Consider the following 22,799-nt stretch of genomic DNA (forward strand, 5'->3'; position numbering starts at 1 on the left):
AGCGTCCCGCGGGCCCGCCGCCCGCCCCGTCCCCGCCCCGGAGGTCCCATGCCCCGCCGCTCCCGCCCCCGCGCCGCCGCCCTGGCGGCGCCCGTCGTCCTGGCCCTGCTGGCCGCCGCGCCGTCGCCTGCCGCAGCCGCCGCGTCGAGCGCGTCGTGCGCCAACGACGGCTCGTACTCGCTCCGCGTGTGCGTGTGGCAGCTGACGAGCGTCCATCGCACGTACGGCGCCACCGACGATCACCCCTACGGGAAGGAGGAGATCCAGGTGTCCGGCTACCGGGTGCGCGTGGTCAACCACGACCGCCGGGCGGTGAGCGGCATCCGCGTGCGCGTGCGCGCCACGGTGCTGGGCAACTGCCTCGCCGGCTGCGACGGCGGTCGCTACCTCAACGAGACGGTGGACAAGGACCTGGGCAGCTTCGCCCGCAAGCGGGTCGGGGTCCTGCGGGTGCCCTGGCGCGGGCTCCTCACCGAGGTCACCCGGGACGGCAAGGGCGTCCAGGCGGGCAACGCCGAGGTCCGCTTCCGCTATCGCGGCCGGTCCCAGACGTTCCAGACCAAGAACGTCTGCGCGGGGGTCCTCAAGCTCTCGCCGGCCGTCCCGTTCGCCGAGTGCAACTGAGGCCGCCGTGCGCTTCCCCACCCGCTTCGCTCTTCCCGCCGCCCTCGCCGCGAGCCTGGCGCTGGCCCTCGGCGGCGCCGTCCCGGCCGGTGCCGCGCAGCTCCAGCGGCAGTGCCTGACGGACGGGGGCGCCTCCGTCCGCGTGTGCCTGACGCTGCAGTACGACGAGTACGAGACCGAGGACGTCAACCCGACGCGGTACATCGCCCTGCGGCGGGTGCGCGCCACCGTGCGCCGCACCGACCGCCAGACGGCCATCACCTGGGCGCGCCTCGGCGCCAACGTGCTCGGGCGCTGCCTGGACGGCTGCCAGACGCTCGACCAGGGGCAGCTGCTGCAGACCCGGACCGCCCGCAGCGGCAGCGCCACCCTGAGCGCCCGGCCGCCGTGGTCGTCGTACTACGTCATGCGGGGCGGCGCGAACCACCAGTGCGGCGTGCTCGCGGTGCGGTGGCGTCGCGCGGGCCGCAGCAGCACCATGCTGCGCGACCTGTGCTTCGGCGCGCCGTTCGACACGCTGAAGCTCGACGCGCAGCGCGCCTCGACGAAGCCGAAGCCGAAGCCGTGACGCGGCGGGCGGCCCCGGGTGCCCGGGGCCGCCCGCCCGCTACAGCACCTTCGACAGGAACGAGCGCGTGCGCTCGTGCTGCGGGGCGTCGATGACCTGGGCCGGCGGACCGGCCTCGACGACCACGCCGGCGTCCATGAAGACGACGCGGTCGGCGACCTCGCGGGCGAAGCCGATCTCGTGCGTGACGACGACCATCGTCATCCCGGCCTGCGCCAGGTCGCGCATGACGTCGAGCACGTCGCCGACCAGCTCGGGGTCCAGCGCCGACGTCGGCTCGTCGAACAGCATGAGCTTCGGGTCCATCGCCAGCGCGCGGGCGATCGCCACGCGCTGCTGCTGGCCGCCCGAGAGCTGCGACGGGTAGGCGTCGCAGCGGTCGCCGAGCCCGACCCGGTCCAGCAGCTCCTTCGCGCGCGTCTCCGCGTCGCGCCGGCCGACGCCCTTCACGAGGACCGGGGCCTCCGTGATGTTCTGCAGCGCCGTCTTGTGCGGGAACAGGTTGAAGCGCTGGAAGACCATCCCGATCTCCGCGCGCTTGCGCACGATGTCCTTCTCGTGCAGCTCGTGCAGCTTGCCGCCGCTCTCGCGGTACCCCACGAGCTCGCCGTCGACGGCCAGCCGGCCGCCGTTGACGCGCTCGAGGTGGTTGATGCAGCGCAGGAACGTCGACTTGCCCGAGCCCGAGGGCCCCAGCAGCACGACGACTTCGCCCCGCCCGACCTCGAGCGTGATGCCCTTCAGGACCTCGACGGCCCCGAAGCGCTTGCGGACGCCGACGGCCTCGACCATCGGCGCGGTCTCCGGCGCGCTCATGCGCCCGCCCCCGCGCCGCGGCCGCCGAGGCGTCCACGCAGCCGCTGGAGCGGCGTGGGCGGCAGCGCCCGCGACGTCCCGCGCGCGTACCGGCGCTCGATGTAGTACTGGCCGATCGACATCACGGTGGTGAACAGCAGGTACCAGAGGCACGCCACGATGAGCAGCGGGACCTGTTCGAGGTTGCGGGAGTAGACGAGCTGGACCGCGTAGAGCAGGTCCGCGAGGGTGATCACCGAGACGAGCGACGTCGTCTTCAGCATGTTGATCGCCTCGTTGCCCGTCGGCGGGACGATGACGCGCATCGCCTGCGGCAGCACGACGCGGCGCAGCGTCTGCCGCCGCGTCATCCCGAGCGCCTGCGCCGCCTCGGCCTGGCCCTCGTCGACGGACTGGATGCCCGCCCGGACGATCTCGGCCATGTAGGCGGCCTCGTTGAGCGACAGCGCGACGGCGGCCGCGACGAACTTCGTCATCAGGTCGTTCGTGTCGACGCTCGCCAGGTCCGGGCCGCCGAACGGCACCCCGATGGAGAACGACGGGTAGATCGACGCGATGTAGTAGGCGATCAGCAGCTGGACCAGGATCGGCGTGCCCCGGAAGACCCAGACGTAGAAGCCGCTGAGCGCGGACAGCACCGGGTTGTCGGACAGCCGCATGACGGCCAGGAGGATGCCGAGCAGCACGCCGACGACCATCGCCAGGACGGTCAGCTCGAGCGTGATGACGACGCCGTCGAGGACCCGCTCGTCGAAGAGGTAGCTGCCGACCGTCCCCCACTCCAGGCGGGGGTTGTTGGCCAGCGACCACACGATGCTCGCCGCGAGGACGAGCAGGACGGCGGCCGCGACCCACCGCCCCGGTCGGCGGACCGGGACGGCGTCGATGTCGGCACCCGCCGGCGCGTCGCCGGCGGGCTGTGCGTGGGTGGTCACGCGGGGGGCGGTCAGCTCGTCGCGCCGTTGAGCTCAGCGCGGTCGATCGCGCCGGACTCGACGCCCCACTTCTTCAGGATCGCGGGGTAGACGTCGCTGTCGATCAGCTTCTGCACGGCCTCCTGCACGACCGGCGCGAGCTTCGAGTCCTTCGGGAACATGATTCCGTACGGCGCGGAGTCGAGCGGCTCGCCGGTGAGCTTGAACCGGCCGTTGCCCTGCTTGACCTGGTAGGCCGCGACCGGCGAGTCGGCGAAGCCGACGTCGGCGCGGCCGGACGCCAGCGCCGTGTTGGCGCTCGCCTGGTCGGGCGACACCGCGACGTCCAGCTTCTTGCCGGCCGGGCACTTCTTCGCCTGGTCCTCGGCCATCGCCTGCTGCGTCGTCCCCTTCTGCACGGCGACGGTGTGACCGCACAGGTCGTCCAGGCCGGTGATCTCGGGGCCGTCCTGCGCCGCGACGAAGAACGACGAGCCGGCGGTGAAGTACGTCACGAAGTCGAACTTCGCCTCGCGCTCCTTCGAGTCGGTGATCGACGACATGCCGACGTCGAACTTCTTGCCGACGCTGAGCAGGATCCCGTCGAAGCTGGACGTCTCGAGCTTGAAGTCGACGCCGGTGACGGTGCCGATCGCCTTCGCCAGGTCGGCGTCCATGCCGATGATGGTCTTGCCGTCCTCGTCGAGGAACTCGTTCGGCGCGTACGTCGGGTCGACGCCGACCGTGACCGAGCCCTTCGACTTGACGTCGGCGGGGACCTTGTCCGCGATGGCCTGGTCGAGCGTGGCGGTCGGGACGCTCGTGGCGTTCGTGGTCGCCGCGCCGCCGCCCTCCGACTCCTCGTTGTTCGTGCCGCAGCCCGCGACGCCAAGCGCCAGGACCGCGGCGCAGACGGCCGCTCGCAGTTTCGGTGTACGCACCGGTGCTCCTCGATGAGTCGGGACGGGCCGTGAGGGCGCAGCGGACGCTCGTCCGCGGCTCGGCCCGTCGATCGTCGAGCATCGTACGTGACGCGTAGGCGCTTGCGGATGTCCTTTTCGGCGCACCCGGCGGGGACGACCTGCTCCGGTTGGAGCAGGGTCGCGCAGGATCGACCGCGCTCAGGCCTCGCGGCGCGCCACTTCGGCCCGCACCGCCGGCGCGACGACCGTGCCGAACAGCTCGATCGCCCGCATCACGTGCTCGTGCGGCAGCGCGCCGAGCGAGATCTGGCCGACGTACCGGTCGGCGCCGAGCAGCTCGTGTGCGTGGAGGATCTTCGCGATCACCTCGTCGGGGTCCCCCACCGCCAGCGCGTTCAGGCCGGAGCGCTGCGCGTCGAAGCCCTCGCGCGTCATCGGCGGCCAGCCGCGCTCGCGGCCGATGCGGTTCATCATCGGCGCGTAGGCCGGGTACAGCTCGTCGCCCGCCCGCTTCGAGGTCTCCGCCACGTACGAGTGGGTGTTGACCGCGACCTTCAGCGTCGCCGGGTCGTGGCCCGCGTGCTCGCCGGCGCGGTGGTACAGGTCGACGAGGGGCTGGAAGCGCTCGAACGGCCCGGACAGCACCGCCATGGTCAGCGGCAGGCCGAGCAGGCCGGCGCGCGCGACGGACTGCGGCGTGCCGCCGACGGCGACCCACACGGGGAGCGGGTCCTGCACCGGCCGCGGGTAGACGCCGGCGTCCTGCAGCGACGGCCGGTGCTTGCCCGACCACGTCACGCGCTCGTTCGCGCGGATCTGCAGCAGCAGCTCGAGCTTCTCGGCGTACAGCTCGTCGTAGTCGGCGAGGTCCTGGCCAAAGAGCGGGAACGACTCGGTGAACGAGCCGCGTCCGGCCATGATCTCGGCGCGACCGTTCGAGATCAGGTCGACCTCGGCGAACTGCTGGAAGACGCGCACCGGGTCGTCCGAGCTGAGCACGGTGACCGCCGAGCTGAGCCGGATCCGCTCGGTGCGCGCGGCGATCGCCGCCAGCGCGACGGCGGGCGACGAGACGGCATAGTCGGGCCGGTGGTGCTCGCCGACGGCGAAGACGTCCAGGCCGACCTGCTCGGCGAGCTCGGCCTCCTCCAGCAGCTGACGCATCCGCTGCTGGGGGGTGACGTCGCGGCCCGTGCGGGGGTCCCGTCCGACGTCGGCGAAGGTGGCGAGGCCGAGCTCCATGCCCACACCGTAGCGCAACGCCCGGAACAAGCGGACCGCGGTCCGAATCAACCCGAAGGCGGGCGGGTCGCCGGTTCCGTCGGCGACCCGCCCGGCGGCTAGCTCGTCGCTACCCGGAAGCGCAGGACGAGCTGCTCGAGCACCTGGGCGGTGGCGGACAGCTCCTGGGCCGACGCCGAGATCTGCTCGGCCGACGCCGACGTCTCCTGCGTGGACGCCGACACCTGCTCGGCGGTCGCCGACGACGACTCCGCCAGCGACGCGACGCCGTTGATGTCGGCGGACACGCGCTCGGAGCTGGCGCCGATCTCCTGGCTGGCGGCCGCGATCGCCGCGATGCGGGCGGCCATGTCGTCGACCGCGGTGCCGATGGCGTCGAACGCGGCGCGGGCGGACGCGACGGTCTCCGCGCCCTGCTCGGTGCGGTGCACCCCGTCCTCGACGACGCCGACCGTGCGGGCCGTCTCGGCCTCGATCTCGGCGACGAGGCCCGCGATGGTGCCCGCGGCCTCGTTGGACTCCTCGGCCAGCTTGCGGACCTCCTCCGCCACGACCGCGAACCCGCGCCCCTGCTCCCCGGCCCGCGCCGCCTCGATGGCCGCGTTGAGCGCCAGCAGGTTGGTCTGCGAGCTGATGCCCGTGATCGTCTCGACGAACTCGCCGATCCGCTGGGACTTCTCGGCCAGCGACGCCATCGCCTCGGCGGTCTCGCGCGAGCTGTCGCGCACGGCGGTCATCGCGGCGTCCGCGGACTGGACCGCGTCGACGCCCTCGTCCTTCGTCCCGCGGGCCCGCTCGGCGACGGCGGCGGCCTCCTCGGCCGACCGGCCCGTCTCGGCGACGGCGGCGACGTTGTGCCCCATCGCGGTCTGCACCTCGCCCAGGCGCTCGACCTGGCTCTCGGCGCCGGTGGCGACGTCGACGATGGCGGTGGCGACCTCGTTGACCGCCTTCGACGTCTCCTCGGACGTCGCGGTCAGCTGGTCCGACGCGGACGAGACCGTCCCGGCCGAGGACGCGAGCTCGCCGATCAGGTCGGAGAGCTGCGCGCGCATCGAGTTGTAGGAGCGGATGCCCTCCTGCGCCTGACCGATCATCGCGTTGAAGGTCAGCGAGAGCTGGCCGAGCTCGTCCGTCGAGCGGACCTCGATCGGCGTGGTGACCGGCTGGGCGTCCTTCGTCAGGTCGCCGCCCGCGACGGCCGACAGGCCGCCGACCAGCGCCTGCAGGCAGTTCTCGCTGAGCGAGCGGACCCGCTCGCCGATCGCGCGGACCGGGCCGGTGACGCTCCGGATGGTGGACACCGCGATCGCGGCTGCGGCGAGGACCGACAGGACCGCGACGAGCAGCATGAGCCGCCGAGAGTTGTTGCCGGCCGACACGGCCTCGTTCGAGCGGACGTCGATCGCGCGGCCGACGGACGCGACGGTGGCCTGCGAGGCCTGCGACACCTGGCGGGCGAGCGGGATGACCTGCCCGACGAACTGGTCGCGCGAGCCCGACCGGTCCTCGGCGCCGGCGACGGTCTCGGCGCGGGAGCGCTTGATCGCCGTGCTCCAGGCGGCGACGTAGCGGGTGCGGACCTGCGCGAGGGCCTCGAGGCTCGCGGTCACGGGCGTGCCGGCGGCCAGGCGGCCGAGGCGCGCCGTGTCGGCGGCGTTCGCGTCGCGGAGGGCGAGGATCTCGCGCTGCAGGCGGTCCTGCTGGCGCAGATCCCCGTCGTAGACGTAGAGGTGCTGGCTGACGAGTGCGGCGATCGACTGCGCGCGCGCCTCGATCTTGCCGGCGAGCTGCACGGCGGGCGTGCCGCGCTCGTCGATCGTGCGCACGCTCGCGGTCGACGTGCCGAGGCCGTGCAGGCCGACGGCGACGACGACGAGCAGGGCGACGCCCAGTGCTCCGAAGCTGATCGCCAGGCGGTGCGCCAGGCGGAGGTTTCTGTAGGCGGTCATTGGTCCTTGTCCGGTGGTCGTCCGGAGGGGGGAGCGCCGGAACGGGTCTGCCCCCGGGTGATCGGACCGGCCGGCGAAGACTTGATCCGACGGGTGCGTACGCGCGACATCCGTCGACGTCCGGACGAGCGACGGCGCGCGTCGCCCGCCGTCCCGGCGCGGGGACGGCCGTCGACGCGCGCCACGCGCCGCGGTCAGCCCGTGACGCGGAAGCGCTGCACGAGCTGCTCGAGCGTCTGCGCGGTGGCGGTCAGCTCCTGCGCGGACGCGCTGATCTGCTCGGCCGACGCCGACGTCTGCTGCGTCGACGCCGACACCTCCTGCGCGGTGGCGGACGAGGACTCCGCGACGGTGGCCACCCCGCCGACGCCCTCGGCGACGGTGCCGGCGCTCACGGCGATCCGCTCGCCCGCCGCGCCGATGGCGGTGATGCGGGCGCCCATGTCGTCGACCGCGGCGCCGATCGCCTCGAACGCGGCGCGGGCGCGGGCGACGATCTCGCTGCCCTCCTCGGTGCGGCGGACGCCGTCCTCGACGACCTCCACCGCGCGACTCGTCTCGCGCTGGATCTGCTCCACGAGCCCCGCGATCGTCTCGGCCGCCTCGTTGGACTCCTCCGCCAGCTTGCGGACCTCCTCCGCCACGACCGCGAACCCGCGGCCCTGCTCACCCGCGCGCGCCGCCTCGATGGCCGCGTTGAGCGCCAGCAGGTTCGTCTGCGCGGAGATCGCCGTGATCGTCTCGACGAACTGCCCGATCTGCTGCGACTTCTCCGCCAGCTCCGCGATCGCCGTCGCGGTGGCGGTCGAGTTGCGCTGCACCGAGACCATCGCGGCGTCCGCCGACTGCACCGCCTCGACCCCGCCCTGGGTGGTCTCGCGGGCACGGTGGGCGACCTCGGCGGCCTCGGCGGCCGTGCGGCCGTTCTCGCCGACGAGCTCCTTCGCCTCGGCCATCGCCTCGCGGATCTCGCCCAGGCGGTGGACCTGGGTCTCGGCGCCGGTGGCGACGTCGACGATCGCGGCGGCGATCTCGCTGACCGCCTTCGACGTCTCCTCCGACGTCGACGTCAGCTGCTCGGACGCCGACGAGACCGTGCCGGCCGACGTCGTGAGCTCGCCGATCATGTCGGCCAGCTGCGCGCGCATCTGGTTGTAGGAGCGGATGGAGCCCTGCGCGCGCTCGAGCATCTGGTTGAAGGTGCAGGAGAGCTGCCCGAGCTCGTTCCTCGACGTGACGGGCAGCGGCGTCGTGACGATCCCGACCTCGTGGGTCAGGTCGCCCTCGGTCATGGCCTTCAGGGCGCCCGTCAGGTCGTTGAGGCAGTTGGCGTTCAGGGACTCGAGCCGGGTCTGGATCTCGCGCACCGGGCGGGTGACGTCGCGGATCGTGCGGTACGCGACGACGACGGCGAGCAGCGCCCCGAAGATCGTGACGATCGCGAGCCAGCGGCTCGTCGAGCTGGCCCGGCCCGAGGCGCCGGCGGTCTGCTTCGCCGCGACGGACGTGACGGCGTCGACGAGCTTCGTGCCCGACGCCGAGATCGACGGCGAGTAGCCCATGACGGTGCGGGCGTAGAAGGCGCGGGAGGCGGCGTGGGCGGTGTCGCCGCGGGCGCTCTCGGCCTGCGCCATCCGCAGCAGGCGCCGCCAGGCGGCCGAGAAGCGGGCGTTCACCCGCGAGACCTCGGCGAGCGGCGCGGCGGCCTCGGTGCCGGCGACCGTGCGACGGAGGGTCGCGAGCCCCCGACGGCCGACCGCGTCGACCTGCGTGAAGGTCCGCTCCACCCCGGCGCGGGTGCGCTCGTCGTCCACGTGGACGAAGACGTAGTCGGCCGACAGGCGGACGAGGGCCTGCCCGGCGGCGTTGACGTCGCCGGCGGCCTTCATGGCCGGGACGTCGCGGGCGCTGAGCCGGTCGGTGTCGTCGGCGACGGAGCGGACGCCGAGCACGCCGACGAGTGCCATGAGGACGAGCGCGAGCGTCAGGGCGCCGAAGGCCAGGCCGAGGCGCTGGGCGAGCCGGAGGTCGTTGAGGAAGCGGAGCACGGGGGTCCTTTTGGTGTGCGGGGGCCGGGGGGGGGTACCGCGAACGGCCCGGTGATCGGACGCCGTACGCCCGCCTTGACGGCGGGCGGACGGACGGATGAACACCTGTACACACCGAGGGGGCGCGCTCGGGTCGCCGAGCCCGGGTCGCCCCGTGGCGGGCGGCGCTCGGCGCCGCCCGCCGTGCCGCCGGCTCAGGCGGCGACGCGGAAGCGCTGCACGAGCTGCTCGAGCGTCTGCGCGGTGGCGGAGAGCTCCTGCGCGGACGCGCTGATCTGCTCGGCCGACGCGGACGTCTGCTGCGTGGAGGCGGACACCTGCTCCGCGGTGGCGGAGGAAGACTCCGCGACGGACGCGACCCCGCCGATGTCGCTCGAGACGCGCTCCGAGCTGGCCAGGATCTCCTGGCCGGCCGCGGCGATGGCGGTGATGCGGGCGCCCATGTCGTCGACGGCCGCGCCGATCGCCTCGAACGCCGAGCGGGCGTCGGCGACGATCTCCGTCCCCTGCTCGGTGCGGCGGACGCCGTCCTCGACGACCTCCACCGCGCGACTCGTCTCGCGCTGGATCTGCTCCACGAGCCCCGCGATCGTCTCGGCCGCCTCGTTGGACTCCTCCGCCAGCTTGCGGACCTCCTCCGCCACGACCGCGAACCCGCGGCCCTGCTCACCCGCGCGCGCCGCCTCGATCGCCGCGTTGAGCGCCAGCAGGTTCGTCTGCGCGGAGATCGCCGTGATCGTCTCGACGAACTGCCCGATCTGCTGCGACTTCTCCGCCAGCTCCGCGATCGCCGTCGCGGTCTCCTGCGAGTTGGCCTGGACGGCGGACATCGCCGCGTCGGCGGACTGGACGGCCTCGACGCCGCGCTCGGTGCGCTCGCGCGCCTCCTCGGCCACGTGCGCGGCCTCCTCGGCGGAGCGCCCGTTGCGGCCGACGATCTCGACGGTCTCCCCCATCGCGTCCTGGACGACGCCGATGCGCTGCACCTGCGTCTCGGCGCCGGTGGCGACGTCGACGATCGCGGTCGCGATCTCGCTGACCGCCTTCGACGTCTCCTCCGACGTCGACGTCAGCTGCTCGGACGCCGACGAGACGGTGCCCGCCGAGGTCGCGAGCTCGCCGATCATGTCCGCCAGCTGCGTGCGCATCGTGTTGTAGGAGCCGATGCTGCCCTGGGCGCGCGCGAGCATGACGTTGAACGTCGCGGAGAGCTCGCCCAGCTCGTCCTTCGACCGGACGTCGAGCGGCTTCGTGACGATGCCGACGTGCTGGGTCAGGTCGCCCTGGGTGACGGCCTCGAGCGCGTTCGTCAGGTCGTTGAGGCAGTTGGCGTTCAGGGAGCGGACGCGATCCTGGAGCGCCCGCACCGGGCGGACAATGGCGCGGGTGGTGGCCACGGCGATGAGCGCGGCGACGGCCATGAAGACGAGCGCCACGATGATCATCAGGCGGCGGGCCGACGTGCCGGCGGACTGCGCGTCGTCGACGTGCCTGCCGACCATCGCGCGGACGGCCAGGCGGACGGCGTCGGAGTCCGCGAGCACCCGGTCGGCGAGCGGCATGATCTGGTCGGTGTAGACCGTGCGCGAGCCGCTGCGGTCGTCGGCGCCGCGCGCCGTCTCGGCGGTCGACAGCCGGATCGCCTTCGTGATCGCCGCGACGAGCTCGGCGCGGTCGGCGAGGAGCTTCGCGACCGGCGCCTCGACGGCCGTCCCGCGGACGAGCGTCGCGATGCGCTTGCCGGCGGCGGCGTTGGCGCGGCCCCGGGCCGTCAGCTGCGCGGCGATGCGCTTCTCGTTCTGCGCGTCCCCGTCGTAGACGTAGAGGTGCTCGGTCGTCAGCCGCACCGACGCCTGCGTGTCGAGCGAGCCGGCGATGTCGAGCGCCGGCACGTCGCGGTCGCTCACCTTGCCGGTGGCGTCGTTCACCGTGCCGAATCCGGACACGCCGACGAGCGTGACGACGAGCAGGGCCAGGCCCAGGGCGCCGAACGCCACGGCGAGCCGGTGCGCCAGGCGAAGGTCGTTGAAGCGGGAAAGCATGATCTCCTCGGAAGGGCAGGGGGCCACGCGGGCCCGATATGCCCGGTGTTCGGCCCGAAGCCGCCCCCCTGGACGGCGGGAACGCCGTTCGTCAACGAACGGCCGATCGGGGCGGACCCTCGACCCGTCGACCCTCGACCTGCGGGTGACGGTTCGGGTGGGCGATCGGGGGGTCCGAGACGGGCGCGGCCCGCGCGCGGCGCGGCGATCGCGACGGCGGACGGACGCCGATCCGGTGGCCGTCGTCGGCGGACGCCGGCGGAAGGCGCCGCCGGCGCGCGGGTCGCCGCGCGGCCTCAGCCGCCGTCGCGGGCGGCGGACTCCATCACCGCGCGCGGCACCGGCCTCCCGGTCCAGCGCTCCAGGCTGCGGGCGCCCTGTGCGACGAGGATCGCCAGGCCGTCGACGGTGCGCACGCCCGCCGCCTGCGCGGCGTGCAGCAGCGGCGTGCCGCCGGGGCGGTAGACGAGGTCGACGACCGTGCCGTAGGCGCCCAGGCCGTCGGCCGTCAGGGGCAGCCGCGCGAACGTGGCGTCGGCGTCGTGCAGCCCGACCGACGTGCAGTGGACGAGGACGTCGGCGGCGAACGCGGCGTCCACCGCCTCGACGCCCAGGTCGCGCGCCAGCTCGTGCGCCCGCTCGGGGGTGCGGTTCCACACGGCCACGCGCGCGGCCCCGGCGGCGCGCAGGGCCCAGGCGCACGCCCGGGCGCTGCCGCCGGCGCCCAGGACGAGGGCGGTGCGGCCCGCGACGTCGCCGCCCAGGCAGTCGATGAGCCCGGGCGCGTCCGTGTTGTCGGCCTCGATCGTGCCGTCCTCGAGGACCGTCAGGGTGTTCGCCGCGCCGATGGCCCGCGCAGCCGGGGTGGCGACGTCGGCCACCTCGAGCGCCAGGTGCTTGTGCGGGATGGTGACGTTGGCCCCGGCGAACCCGCCCCGCGGCAGGGCGCGCAGCGCGTCGGCGGCGACATCGGGCGGCAGGGGGAGCAGGTCGTAGCCCCAGGCGTGCAGCCCGAGGGCCTGCAGGGCCGCGCGGTGCATCGCGGGCGAGCGGCTGTGCGCGACGGGCCAGCCGGCGACGCCCAGGCGCCACCGGCGGGCCGGCGCCACCGCCGCGGCGGGCCTCAGCGCTTGCACGCCTTCGAGCCCGGATCGGACGGGTCGCCGCCGGCGCGGCGCTGGGCCGCGTTGTACGCCGCGGCGTCCTTCGCGAACTGGGCGTCGGTCGACGAGAACGCGTGGCGTCCGCCGCCGCACGGCCGCACGACGTAGTACAGGTAGGACGCCTTGGCCGGGTTGGCGGCCGCGCGGATCGACGCCAGGCCGGGGTTGCCGATCGGCGTCGGCGGCAGGCCGGCGCGGGTGCGGGTGTTGTACGGCCCGTCGCGCTCGAGCTCGGAGACCTTCAGCGGCCGCGACCAGTTGCGCTCGGCGTAGCGGATGGTGGCGTCGATGCCGAGGTGCATGCCCTTGCGCAGGCGGTTGTAGATCACCGCCGAGACCAGGCGTCGCTCGGACGGGATGCGCACCTCGCGCTCGATCATCGACGCGATGACGAGCACCTCGTAGCGGTTCATCCCGGCGCGCCGCGCGCGGCGCATGTCGACCTTGCCGATGTTGGCGCGGAACGCCGCGAGCTGCTTGGCCACGAGGGCCTTCGCGGTCGCACCGGCCCGCGGCAGCTCGTAGGTCGCCGGGAAGAGGAAGCCCTCCAGCCCCGACTCGCGCTTGGGCTGCCCGTAGGCGTGGGCGTCGAAGCCGGCGCTGCGGGCGCTGGCCTTCACGTAGTCGCCGGAGACGCCGGCGCCCTTGACCGACGCGGCGGTCTCGCGGCGCGAGAGCCCCTCGGGCACCGAGACCGAGATCACGGGCGCGGCCTTCGGCGCCTGCTGCAGCGCGTCGAGCGCCGCGGCGTACGACATGTTCTTGCGCAGCCGCAGGTTCCCGGACTGGATGGTGGCCCCGCCCCCGGAGAGCCGCGCGCGGATCGTGAAGAACGTGGCGTTGCTGATGACGCCGCGCTCCTCGAGCGCCTTGCCGACGTCGCCGACGGACGAGCCCTCGGCGATGCGCACCGTCACGGGCTCGTCGCCGTCGCCGGCGAACGGCTGCAGGATCAGCACCGCGAGCACGACGAGCACCGCCAGCGGCACCAAGCCGACGAGCAGCGCGATGCGCCGGCCGCGGCGCCGGCGCGGCGGTCGGCGCGTGGCGACGGTGGCCGGCGGCACCGCGGCCGCGGCGGGCCGCAGCGGCGCGCGGTCGGCGGGCCGCGCCGGTGGCTCGTCGGGGTCGAACGTGGCGTCGAACGCGTCGTCGGGTGCGCCGGGGCCGCGGCCGCCGCCGCGCGGGGCGGTGGCCGCGGCCGGCGTCCCGGCGGCACCGCGCGGAACCGCGGGCCGGGACGCCGGACCGGCGGCGGGGGCGCCGGCCTCGGGCTCCGGCGGCGCGGACGCGCGGTCCGCGGGCGCGGCGGGCGACGGGCGGCGCGAGGCGGCGGGCCGGCCGGAGCCGGGAGGCGGCGTGGCGGGCGCAGAAGACGGCGCGGGCTCCGGGGCGGCCGGCGCGGGCTCCGGAGCCGCCGGCGCGGGGCCCGGGGCGACCGGCGCGGGGTCGGCCGGGGCCTCCCACGGCGACGGGCCGTCGGCGGGCGCGGACGGCGCCGGCGCCTGCGCCCACCAGGGGGCCGCGGCCGCCGGATCGGCGGCCGCCGACGCGGGGGCGTCGCCGCGGCCGGGGTGCGGGTCGAAGGACGCCGCCTCGGCCTGCGCCGCCCAGGCCTCGCCGGCGTGGGACGGCGCGTCGTGCGGCGGCGCGGGATCGAACGACGCGGCCGCGGCCTGCGCCGCCCACGCGTCGCCGGCCGCGTCGTGCGGGGCCGGGCCCGGCCCGCTCTCGGGGCCGGACCGCTCCCCGCGCGCGGCCCGCCGGCGTTCGCGCTCCAGGCGTGCGCGCTCGCGGTCGTCCTCGCTGCGGGGCCCGCGGTCGCGGCGTCCGCGACCCATCACCGCGTGGTCCCGTCCTTCCCAGGCATCGCGGGAACGCTAGAGCAGGCGGCGGTCGCCGTGCGGACCCGCCGCGATCAGCGCGCCGAGAAGACCGCCAGCGCGCCCATCCGCCGGCCCTCGACGGCGGCGAAGCCGGCGGCGCCCAGCCACCCGCGGACCTCGTCGGCGGTGCCCACGTGCCCGAAGACGCCGAGCCCGCGCATCATCCGCACCGCGTCGTCCTGCCGCCGCCCGGCGCCGCGGACGACGGTGGTCAGCCGCAGCTCGCCGCCGGGGCGCAGCACGCGCCGGAACTCGCGCAGGGCTGCCTCGGGGTCGGCGAAGCAGTGCAGGCCGGTGTAGCTCAGCACGACGTCGAAGTCCGCGTCGGGGAAGGGCATCGCCGTGGCGTCCGCGACCGCGAACCGCACCCCCTCCACCCCGCGCCGCTCGGCCAGGGCCCGCGCCCGCTCGACCATCACGGGCGACAGGTCGACCGCGACGACGTCCAGGCCGTGGCCGGGCGGCAGGGCGCGCGGCACGAGGCCGCCGCCGGTCGGCACGTCGAGGACGCGGGTGCCGGCGGGCAGGTCGGCCGCGCGGTCGATCTCGGCGAACATCTCGCGCACGTCGAAGCCCCACAGCAGCCGGGCGCCGACCGTCGCGAGCAGCGGCGTCTGCACCGCGACGTCGTAGCCCACGGCCACGAGTCGCTCGCGGGCCCACCGCTCCTGCACCGGACGCATCGCGGGCACGCTACAGGGGTCCGTCGCCGGCCCTGACGCGCAGCCACTCCTCGAGCAGCACCGCGGCGGCGCGGGAGTCCTCGTCCGTCGCCGTGCCGCCGGTGCGCTGGGCCATGCGGGTGGTGAAGCGCTCGTCGTACAGCTCGACCCGCACCCCGTCGCCGACCGCGTCCTGCAGGGTCGCGGCGAAGGCGCGCGCCTCGCGCGTCTGGTCGGTGTCGTGGCCGCGCAGGCCGAGCGGCAGGCCGACGACGACGGTCTCGACCTGGCGCTCCTCGATCAGGCGGACGAGCTCCCGCCGGCCCTTGCGGGCGCCGGCGCGCAGCACCGCGGGGAGCGGCGTGACGATCGTGCCGGTCGGGTCGGCGACGGCGACGCCCGTGCGGCCGGACCCGTAGTCCAGCGCCATCACCCGCACGGGCGCTCCTCCCCCGCTCAGCCGAGGACCGCGGCGATCGCGTCGTGCGCGGCGCGCAGCGCGTCGTCCGTCTTCGCCGGGTCCTTGCCGCCGGCCTGGGCCATCGTCGGCTTGCCGCCGCCCCCGCCGCCGACGACGCCGGCGGCGACCTTGACGACGTCGCCGGCCTTCACGCCGCGCGCGACGACGTCCGGGTCGACGGCGACGACGAGCGCCACCTTGTCGTCGGACGGCGCGGCGAGCACGACCGCGCCGGCGCCGCCAAGCTGGCCCTTCACGCGGTCGGCGATCGCGGGCAGGTCCTTCGGCGTCACGCCCTCCACCCGGGCGACGACGACCGGCACGCCGCCGAGCTCGACGGCCTCGGCGGCCAGGGCGCCCTCGTCGACCGCCGGCAGCGCCTTGCCGGCGCCGCTCTTGGCCTGCTCGCGCAGCTTCGCGATCCGCTCGACGACCTGGGCGGCGGGGACCTTCGCGGCGTCCGCGATCTCGTCCAGCAGGCCGTCGCGCTCGCGCAGCAGGTCGATCGCGACGGGTCCGGTGATCGCCTCGACGCGGCGGACGTTGGCCGAGGAGGAGCCCTCGCTCGTGATCTTGAAGACGCCGATCTCGGCCGTCGAGCGCACGTGGGTGCCGCCGCACAGCTCGCGCGAGAACGAGCCGTCGCCGATCTCGACCATCCGCACGACGTCGCCGTACTTCTCGCCGAAGAGGGCCATCGCGCCGAGCGCCTTCGCCTGGTCGATCGGCATCGTCAGCGCGCGCACGGGCTGGTTCTGCAGGATCTGCTCGTTCACGCGGTCCTCGACCCAGCGCAGGTCCTCGGGCGTGAGCTTGCTCGGGTGCGAGAAGTCGAAGCGCAGCTTGTCGGGGCGCACCGCCGAGCCGGCCTGGTGGACGTGGTCGCCCAGGCGCTCGCGGAGCGCGGCGTGCAGCAGGTGCGTCGCGGTGTGGTTGCACTGCGTGGCGTGCCGCGCGCGGCGGTCGACGCGGGCGACGACGCGCTGGCCGGAGCGCAGGTCGACGTCCTGGCCGCTCGCGCCGCCGGTGACGCCGCTCGCGGGCTCGACGACGATCGCCTGGTCGTCGCCGGCGCGCACCACGCCGACGACCCGCGCGGCCTCGCCGCCGTCCTCGAGCACGATCGACCCGGCGTCGGAGACCTGGCCGCCGCCCTCGGCGTAGAAGGGGGACTCGGCGAGCTTCAGGTACGTCTTGCCGCCCTGCTCCAGCACGCCGGCGACCGTCGTGTGCTCCTCGAGGTGCTCGTAGCCCGTGAACGCCGTCGGCTCCTCGGCGACGAGGTGCGCGATCGACCCGGCGGCCGCGCCGCCGTGGTCGCCGCGGCGCGAGCCGGCCTTCGAGCGCTCGCGCTGCTCGGTCATCAGGCGGTCGAACTCGTCCTGGCCCGTCCAGGCGATGCCGCGCTCGCCCGCGATCTCCGTCGTCAGCTCGACGGGGAAGCCGAACGTGTCGTGCAGGCGGAAGGCGTCCGCCCCGGAGACCTCGCCCTTGGCGAGCAGCTCGTCGAGCAGCGCCGAGCCCTGGACGAGCGTGCGGCCGAAGCCCTGCTCCTCGGCGGTGACCCAGGTGCGGATCTCCTCGCGGCGCTCCGCGATCTCGGGGTAGGCCGCGCCCATCGTCGCGACGACGGCGTCGAGGAAGCGGCCCAGGAACTCCCCCTCGATGCCGATCCGGCGGCCCTGCACGACCGCGCGGCGCATCAGGCGGCGCAGGACGTAGCCGCGGTCCTCGTTCGACGGGACGACGCCGTCCGAGATCAGGAACGTCATGCCGCGCGTGTGGTCGGCCAGGATGCGCATGGCGCGGTCCGCGGCCTCGTCGCCGGACTCGTACGTCTTGCCGGAGAGCTCCTCGGCCAGGGCGATGAGCGGCGCGAACTGGTCCGTCTCGAAGATCGTCTCCTTGCCCTGCAGGAGCATCGCCATGCGGTTGAGGCCCATGCCGGTGTCGATGGAGTTCGCCGGCAGCGGGACCAGCGTCGACGTGCCGTCCTCGTGCGTCGTCTGGTCGTACTGCATGAGCACGAGGTTCCAGAACTCCATGAAGCGGTCGGACTCGTCCTCGCCCGGCTTCGTCGCGGCGCCGTAGGCGGGGCCGCGGTCGAGGTAGAGCTCGGTGCAGGGGCCGCACGGGCCGTTCGGGCCGGCCTGCCAGAAGTTGTCCTCGCGGCCCAGCTCGACGATGCGCTCGCGCGGCACGCCGACCTCGAGCCAGAAGTCGATGGACTCCTGGTCGACGCCCAGGCCCAGGCCCTCGTCGCCGCCGAAGACGGTGACCCAGATCTTCTCGGGGTCGAAGCCGAAGCCCTCGGTGGAGAGCTTCCACGCGAAGGCGATCGCCTCGCGCTTGAAGTAGTCGCCGATCGAGAAGTTGCCGAGCATCTCGAAGAACGTCAGGTGGCGCGCGGTCACGCCGACGTTGTCGATGTCGGGCGTGCGGAAGCACTTCTGGCAGCTCGTCAGGCGCCGGGACGGCGGCTGCTCCGCGCCGAGGAAGTACGGCTTGAGCGGGTGCATGCCCGCCGTCGTCAGCAGGACGGACGGGTCGTGCTGCGCCGGGACGAGCGATGCCGACGCCAGGCGGCGGCTGCCCTGGGCCTCGAAGAAGCCGAGGAAGGTCTCGCGGATCTCGTCGCTCGTGGTGGGGCGCTGGGAGGTCACGAGGGGGATTCTGCCGCAATCGGGCGTCGGGCCCGCGACGCCGCGCCGCGGCGGCCGCGCGAGCAGCCGCGGCCGGGCGTCGCGGGGCCGGTTCTTCGTCCGTTCTTCGCCGCCGGAGAGGGGCGGCGCGCGGACGCCGCCCTACGCTGGCGTCATGCCGCAGGTCCTGGTCGTCGACGACGAGCCCGCGCTCGTCACCGCCCTCGAGCGCGCGCTGCGGCTGGACGGCCACGAGGTGCGTGTCGCGACGGACGGCGAGGAGGCGCTCGACCGGCTGGCGCGCACGACGCCGGACCTGGTGATCCTCGACGTGATGATGCCGCGGATGGACGGCCTGGAGGTGTGCCGGAGGCTGCGCGCCGCGGGCGACCGGGTGCCCGTCCTGATGCTGACCGCGCGCGACGGCGTCGACGACCGCGTCGACGGGCTGGACGCCGGTGCGGACGACTACCTGACGAAGCCGTTCGCCCTGCGCGAGCTGCGGGCCCGCGTCCGCGCCCTGCTGCGCCGCGCCGACGCCGCGCCCGACGCGGACGACGACGCCGAGCCGCTGCGCTTCGCCGACCTGCGGATGGATCCGGCCACCCGGCAGGTCTGGCGCGGCGAGCGGCCCGTCGAGCTGACCCGCACGGAGTTCGCGCTGCTCGAGCTGTTCCTGCGCCACCCGCGCGTCGTGCTGTCCCGCTCCCAGCTGTTCGAGCACGTGTGGGGCTACGACCTGGGCGCGACGTCGAACGCCCTCGGCGTCTACGTCGGCTACCTGCGGCGCAAGACCGAGGAGGGCGGCGAGCCGCGGCTGCTGCACACGATCCGCGGCGTCGGCTACGCGCTGCGGGAGCCGTAGGCCGTGCCGCTGCGCCGGCGCCTGGCGCTCGTCGTCGCGCTCGTCGCCGCCGCGGTCGTGCTGCTGGCCGGCGGCGCGGCGTGGATCACCACCCGGTCGCTGCTGCAGGGCAACGTCGACGACAGCCTGCGCGCGCAGGCGGACGCGGTCGTGGACCGGCGGCGCGTGCTGCGCTTCCGCCCGCCGGCCGACGGCCGCACGGCGGCGCTGGGCGGCCCGACCGCCGCGCCCGCGCCGCCGCCGCGGCTGGGCGGGCCGGCCGAGTACCAGCAGGCGCTGACGTCGGCCGGCGCCGTCGTCACGCGCGGCGAGGTCGCCCTGCCCGTCGAGCGCGTCGACCGGGCGGCGGTGCGCGACGGGGCCGCGACGGCGCCGCGCGACGTCCACGTCGGCGACGTGCACCTGCGGATGATCACCGTGCCGATCCCCGCGGACGTGCGCGAGACCCTGGCGACGGTGACCGGCGTGACGGTCGCCGCGTGGCAGTTCGCGCGGCCGATGGCCGGGGTCGACTCCGCGCTGCGGACGCTGTGGATCGTGCTGCTGGGGATCGGGGCGGCGATCGTCGCGCTCGCGGCGGCGCTCGGGCGCTGGACGGCCCGCCGGGTGCTGCGGCCCGTCTCCGACCTGGCGGACGCCGCCGCGCACGTCGAGGCGACCGCCGACCTGGACCGCCGGCTGCCCGAGGGCCCGGCGGACGAGGTGGGCGAGCTGACGCGCCGCTTCAACGGCATGCTGGCGCGGCTGCAGCGCTCGCGCGCCGACCTGGACCGCTCCGTCGCCGAGCAGCGCCACCTCGTCGCGGACGCGTCGCACGAGCTGCGGACCCCGGTCACGAGCCTGCGCACGAACGCCGAGCTGCTGCTCGAGGACGAGGGCACGCTGGACCCCGAGGAGCGACGCGGGATGCTGGAGGACGTCCGCGACCAGGCGGAGGACCTGGGGCGCCTGGTCACCGACCTGATCGAGCTGGCGCGGGGCGACGAGCCCGATCACGGGATGGACGAGCCCGTCGCCCTCGACGCCCTTGTGGCCGAGTGCGTGGACCGCGCCCGGCGCGACCACCGCGGGATCGCGTTCCTCGTCGAGGCGGAGCACCTCGTCGTCTCCGGCCGGCCCGACCGCCTGGCGCGCGCGGTGTCGAACCTCGTCAACAACGCCGCGCTGCACGGCGCCGCCGTCGGCGGCGGGCCGGTCGAGGTGCGGGTGGCGGGGGTCGCCGAGGAGGGCGCGGACGCGGACGGCGGGGCGGCGGGGGGCGGCGGGGCGGCAGGGGGCGGCGGGGCGGCTGGGGGCGGCGGGGCGGCTGGGGGCGGCGGGACGTCGGGGGGCGGCCGGGCGTCGGGGGGCGGCGGGACGTCGGGGGACGGCCGGGCGTCGGAGGGCGGCCGGGCGTCGGAGGGCGACGGGGCGGCGAGCGACGGCGGGGCGTCGGGGGACGGCCGGGCGTCGTTTGACGGCCGGGTGTCGGGGGACGGCCGGGCGTCAGGGGACGACGGCGTTCGCCGGGACGGCCGGGCGACCCGGGGCGACGGCGGACGCCGGGCGCGCGCGACGTCGAGGGACGACGGGCCGCTGTGGGCCGGCCGCATGGCGCCGCGCGAGGCCGCCGTGACCGTCGTCGACCACGGTCCGGGGGTGCCCGCGGACGAGCGCGCGCGGATCTTCGACCGCTTCCGCCGCGGCCACGCCGCCCGCGGGCGGCACGGCAGCGGTCTGGGCCTGGCGATCGTGCGACAGGTGGCCGTCACCCACGGCGGAACGGTCGCGGTACGGCCGACGCCCGGCGGCGGGGCCACCTTCGAGCTGCGGCTGCCGCTGGCGCCGGACGAGGAAGTGGAACGGGCGGCGGACTAGGCGGGGACGCGTTCCGGATCGGGACCGCTATCCGGACCTCAGCCGGAACGGCCCGGGCGGCGGGAGCGTGTTCCGGGTCGGGACCGCTATCCGGACCTCAGCCGGAACGGCCCGGCCGGCGGGGACGTGTTCCGGGTCGGGGCCGGTATGCGGACCTCAGCCGGAACGGCCCGGCCGACGGGGACGTGTTCCGGGTCGGGACCGGTATGCGGACCTCAGCCGGAACGGCCCGGCCGGCGGGAGCGCGTTCCGGGTCGGGACCGGTAGGCGGACCTCAGCCGGAACGGCCCGGCCGGCGAGAGCGCGTTCCGGGTCGGGGCCGGTAGGCGGACCTCAGCCGGAACGGCCCGGCCGGCGGGAGCGCGTTCCGGGTCGGGACCGCTATCCGGACCTCAGCCGGAACGGCCGGCGCGGCGCCCGCGCGTTCCGGGTCAGGACCGGTATGCGGACCTCAGCCGGAACGGCCCGGCCGGCGCCCGCGTGTTCCGGCTCAGGACCGCTATCCGGACCTCAGCCGGAATGGCCGGGACCGCCGCGGCCGCGTTCCCGACCGCCCACCCCGCCCCTAGGCCAGGACGCCGGTCCCGACGACGACGTCGCCGTCGAGCAGCATCGCCGTCTGCCCCGGGGCGGCCTGCAGCAGCGGCTCCTCCAGGACCACGGTGGCGGGCGCGCCCGCGCCGGCCTCGCCGTCGGCGGCCGGCACGATGCGCGCCCGGCGCGGCGGCTGCTTGTAGCGCAGCTTCACGGCGTCGACGCACCACGGCTCGCGGTGCAGGACGACGTCGCGCAGCGTGACCCGGTCGGTCATCAGCCGCTCGCGGGGGCCGACGAGCACCACGTTCTCCGTCACGTCGGTCCCGACGACGTAGCGCGGCTCGCCGGCGGCGACGCCCAGGCCGCGGCGCTGGCCCAGGGTGTAGAGGTGCGCGCCGCGGTGCTCGCCCAGGGTCTCCCCCGTGTCGGCGTCGCGGATCGGGCCGGGGCGGCTCTCGAGACCGCCGTGCCGCGCGAGGAACGCCGGGCGGCCGGTGCCCGCGAGGAAGCACAGGTCCTGCGAGTCGGGGGTGCGCGCGACGGGCAGGTCGGCGTCCTCCGCCAGCGCCCGCACCTGGGGCTTGCGCAGCCCGCCGAGCGGGAAGCGCATCCGGGCGATCGAGGACGGGCGCAGGCCGGCGAGCATGTACGCCTGGTCCTTCGCCTGGTCGGTCGCCAGCCGCAGCAGGCCGTCGTCGGTGGTGCGGGCGTAGTGGCCCGTCGTCAGCGTCGCGCAGCCCAGGCGGTCGGCGAGCTCCAGCATGGCGTCCAGGCGGACGTTGCCGTTGCAGCGCACGCACGGGTTCGGCGTCAGCCCGTTGCGGTGGTCCTCGATCCACGGGGTGACGACGCCGTCGCGGAAGGCGTCGCGCAGGTCGAGGGTCAGGTGCGGCATGCCCATCCGGTGCGCCAGGTCGCGCGCGCGGCGGACGGCGGAGTGCGAGCAGCAGGACGACTCCGCGTCGTTCTCGGGGTCGCGCCACAGCTCGAGCGTCACCGCCACCGCGTCCGGACCGGCCTGCAGCGCCGCCACCGCGGAATCGACCCCGCCGCTCATCGCGGCCAGGGTCCCCCGGGCCGGGCCGTCCGGCGCCGCGTCGGCGGCGACGGCGGCGCCGAGCGCCCGGTGCAGCGCGTCGACGACCAGCTCGGCCGCGTGAAGCTTGCCCGGCGTCAGGCCGCCGACCTCGTCGCACACCGCCGCGACGGACACCCGGGCGGCGTCGCGCACGCTCGCGCCGTCGAGCAGCTCGCAGGCCACGGACCCGCAGACGGTCAGCGCGCCGCAGCCCTCCGCGACGAACCCGGCACCGGCGATCCGCGCGCCGTCGACGGCCACGACCACGCGCACGAGGTCGCCGCACGCCGCGCCGCCCGCGACGCCGTCGTGCCCGCCGGGCGGCAGCGCGCCCCGACCGACCGGGGAGCGCAGGTGCTCCTCGTACCGCCAATCAGCCATCGGACCGAGAGTAGCCATCCGGACCGTCGTCCCCGCCGGCACGGGGAAGCGTACGCCGAACGCGTCCGCCGACCGTCCGGAAGCCGCCGCGATCGCCCCCACGCCCGGCACCGCACGTGAGAGGCTGCCGTACCGACGG

The 22,799-nt window shown here is 75.5% G+C and carries 17 protein-coding genes; 4 read left to right on the forward strand and 13 right to left on the reverse strand.

The features are described 5' to 3' along the window. Positions 1 to 48: 48 nt before the first annotated feature. Complete coding sequence (locus J3P29_RS11205; RefSeq protein ID WP_210493461.1) at positions 49 to 624, forward strand: hypothetical protein; 576 nt, start codon at positions 49 to 51, stop codon at positions 622 to 624. A 7-nt stretch (positions 625 to 631) separates the two neighbouring features. After that, positions 632 to 1,192, forward strand: a complete 561-nt coding sequence (locus J3P29_RS11210) for a hypothetical protein (RefSeq protein WP_210493463.1) — start codon at positions 632 to 634, stop codon at positions 1,190 to 1,192. Positions 1,193 to 1,231: 39 nt separating this feature from the next. On the opposite strand, the gene J3P29_RS11215 is transcribed toward J3P29_RS11210, so the two are convergent. From J3P29_RS11215 to alaS, 12 genes are all read right to left on the reverse strand, one after another. Continuing rightward, complete coding sequence (locus J3P29_RS11215; protein ID WP_349239827.1) at positions 1,232 to 2,008, reverse strand: amino acid ABC transporter ATP-binding protein; 777 nt, start codon at positions 2,006 to 2,008, stop codon at positions 1,232 to 1,234. Next, entirely contained in the window at positions 2,005 to 2,943 is a 939-nt protein-coding gene (locus J3P29_RS11220; protein WP_210493464.1) for an amino acid ABC transporter permease, read from the reverse strand. The genes J3P29_RS11215 and J3P29_RS11220 overlap by 4 nt, the downstream gene beginning before the upstream one ends. A gap of 11 nt (positions 2,944 to 2,954) precedes the next feature. Beyond that, positions 2,955 to 3,863, reverse strand: a complete 909-nt coding sequence (locus J3P29_RS11225) for an ABC transporter substrate-binding protein (RefSeq protein ID WP_210493465.1) — start codon at positions 3,861 to 3,863, stop codon at positions 2,955 to 2,957. Positions 3,864 to 4,043: 180 nt separating this feature from the next. Continuing rightward, complete coding sequence (locus tag J3P29_RS11230) at positions 4,044 to 5,087, reverse strand: LLM class flavin-dependent oxidoreductase (RefSeq protein ID WP_210493466.1); 1,044 nt, start codon at positions 5,085 to 5,087, stop codon at positions 4,044 to 4,046. Between the two features lie 98 nt (positions 5,088 to 5,185). Beyond that, positions 5,186 to 7,039, reverse strand: coding sequence for a HAMP domain-containing methyl-accepting chemotaxis protein (locus J3P29_RS11235; protein ID WP_210493468.1), 1,854 nt, complete (start codon positions 7,037 to 7,039; stop codon positions 5,186 to 5,188). A 194-nt stretch (positions 7,040 to 7,233) separates the two neighbouring features. After that, on the reverse strand, positions 7,234 to 9,087 hold the full coding sequence (locus J3P29_RS19890; RefSeq protein ID WP_210493469.1) for a HAMP domain-containing methyl-accepting chemotaxis protein: 1,854 nt from the start codon (positions 9,085 to 9,087) through the stop codon (positions 7,234 to 7,236). Positions 9,088 to 9,281: 194 nt separating this feature from the next. After that, positions 9,282 to 11,129, reverse strand: coding sequence for a HAMP domain-containing methyl-accepting chemotaxis protein (locus tag J3P29_RS11245; protein ID WP_210493470.1), 1,848 nt, complete (start codon positions 11,127 to 11,129; stop codon positions 9,282 to 9,284). A 296-nt stretch (positions 11,130 to 11,425) separates the two neighbouring features. Continuing rightward, the gene (locus J3P29_RS11250; protein WP_349239828.1) at positions 11,426 to 12,265 is read right to left on the reverse strand and encodes a shikimate dehydrogenase; all 840 of its coding nucleotides are present in this window, start codon (positions 12,263 to 12,265) and stop codon (positions 11,426 to 11,428) included. Then, a complete protein-coding gene (mltG, locus tag J3P29_RS11255) occupies positions 12,253 to 14,133 on the reverse strand; it encodes an endolytic transglycosylase MltG (RefSeq protein WP_210493471.1) in 1,881 nt (626 codons plus the stop codon). The genes J3P29_RS11250 and mltG overlap by 13 nt, the downstream gene beginning before the upstream one ends. A gap of 77 nt (positions 14,134 to 14,210) precedes the next feature. Then, positions 14,211 to 14,861 carry a class I SAM-dependent methyltransferase gene (locus J3P29_RS11260; RefSeq protein WP_210493472.1) on the reverse strand — a complete coding sequence of 217 codons (651 nt, stop codon included), beginning with the start codon at positions 14,859 to 14,861 and terminating at the stop codon, positions 14,211 to 14,213. A gap of 10 nt (positions 14,862 to 14,871) precedes the next feature. Continuing rightward, positions 14,872 to 15,270, reverse strand: a complete 399-nt coding sequence (gene ruvX, locus J3P29_RS11265) for a Holliday junction resolvase RuvX (RefSeq protein WP_210495038.1) — start codon at positions 15,268 to 15,270, stop codon at positions 14,872 to 14,874. A gap of 26 nt (positions 15,271 to 15,296) precedes the next feature. Beyond that, positions 15,297 to 17,963, reverse strand: a complete 2,667-nt coding sequence (alaS, locus tag J3P29_RS11270) for an alanine--tRNA ligase (RefSeq protein ID WP_349239829.1) — start codon at positions 17,961 to 17,963, stop codon at positions 15,297 to 15,299. A 154-nt stretch (positions 17,964 to 18,117) separates the two neighbouring features. On the opposite strand from alaS, the gene J3P29_RS11275 reads away from it, so the two are divergent. Beyond that, positions 18,118 to 18,807: a response regulator transcription factor gene (locus J3P29_RS11275; protein ID WP_210493473.1), complete on the forward strand. Its 690-nt coding sequence runs from the start codon at positions 18,118 to 18,120 to the stop codon at positions 18,805 to 18,807. Between the two features lie 3 nt (positions 18,808 to 18,810). Next, positions 18,811 to 20,664, forward strand: coding sequence for a HAMP domain-containing sensor histidine kinase (locus J3P29_RS20420; RefSeq protein ID WP_210493475.1), 1,854 nt, complete (start codon positions 18,811 to 18,813; stop codon positions 20,662 to 20,664). 565 nt (positions 20,665 to 21,229) lie between these two features. Here the strand turns inward: J3P29_RS20420 and mnmA are convergent. Beyond that, complete coding sequence (gene mnmA, locus J3P29_RS11285) at positions 21,230 to 22,660, reverse strand: tRNA 2-thiouridine(34) synthase MnmA (RefSeq protein ID WP_210493476.1); 1,431 nt, start codon at positions 22,658 to 22,660, stop codon at positions 21,230 to 21,232. Between the last annotated feature and the right edge of the window lie 139 nt (positions 22,661 to 22,799).

It is taken from the genome of Patulibacter sp. SYSU D01012 (assembly GCF_017916475.1).
GTDB lineage: Bacteria > Actinomycetota > Thermoleophilia > Solirubrobacterales > Solirubrobacteraceae > Patulibacter.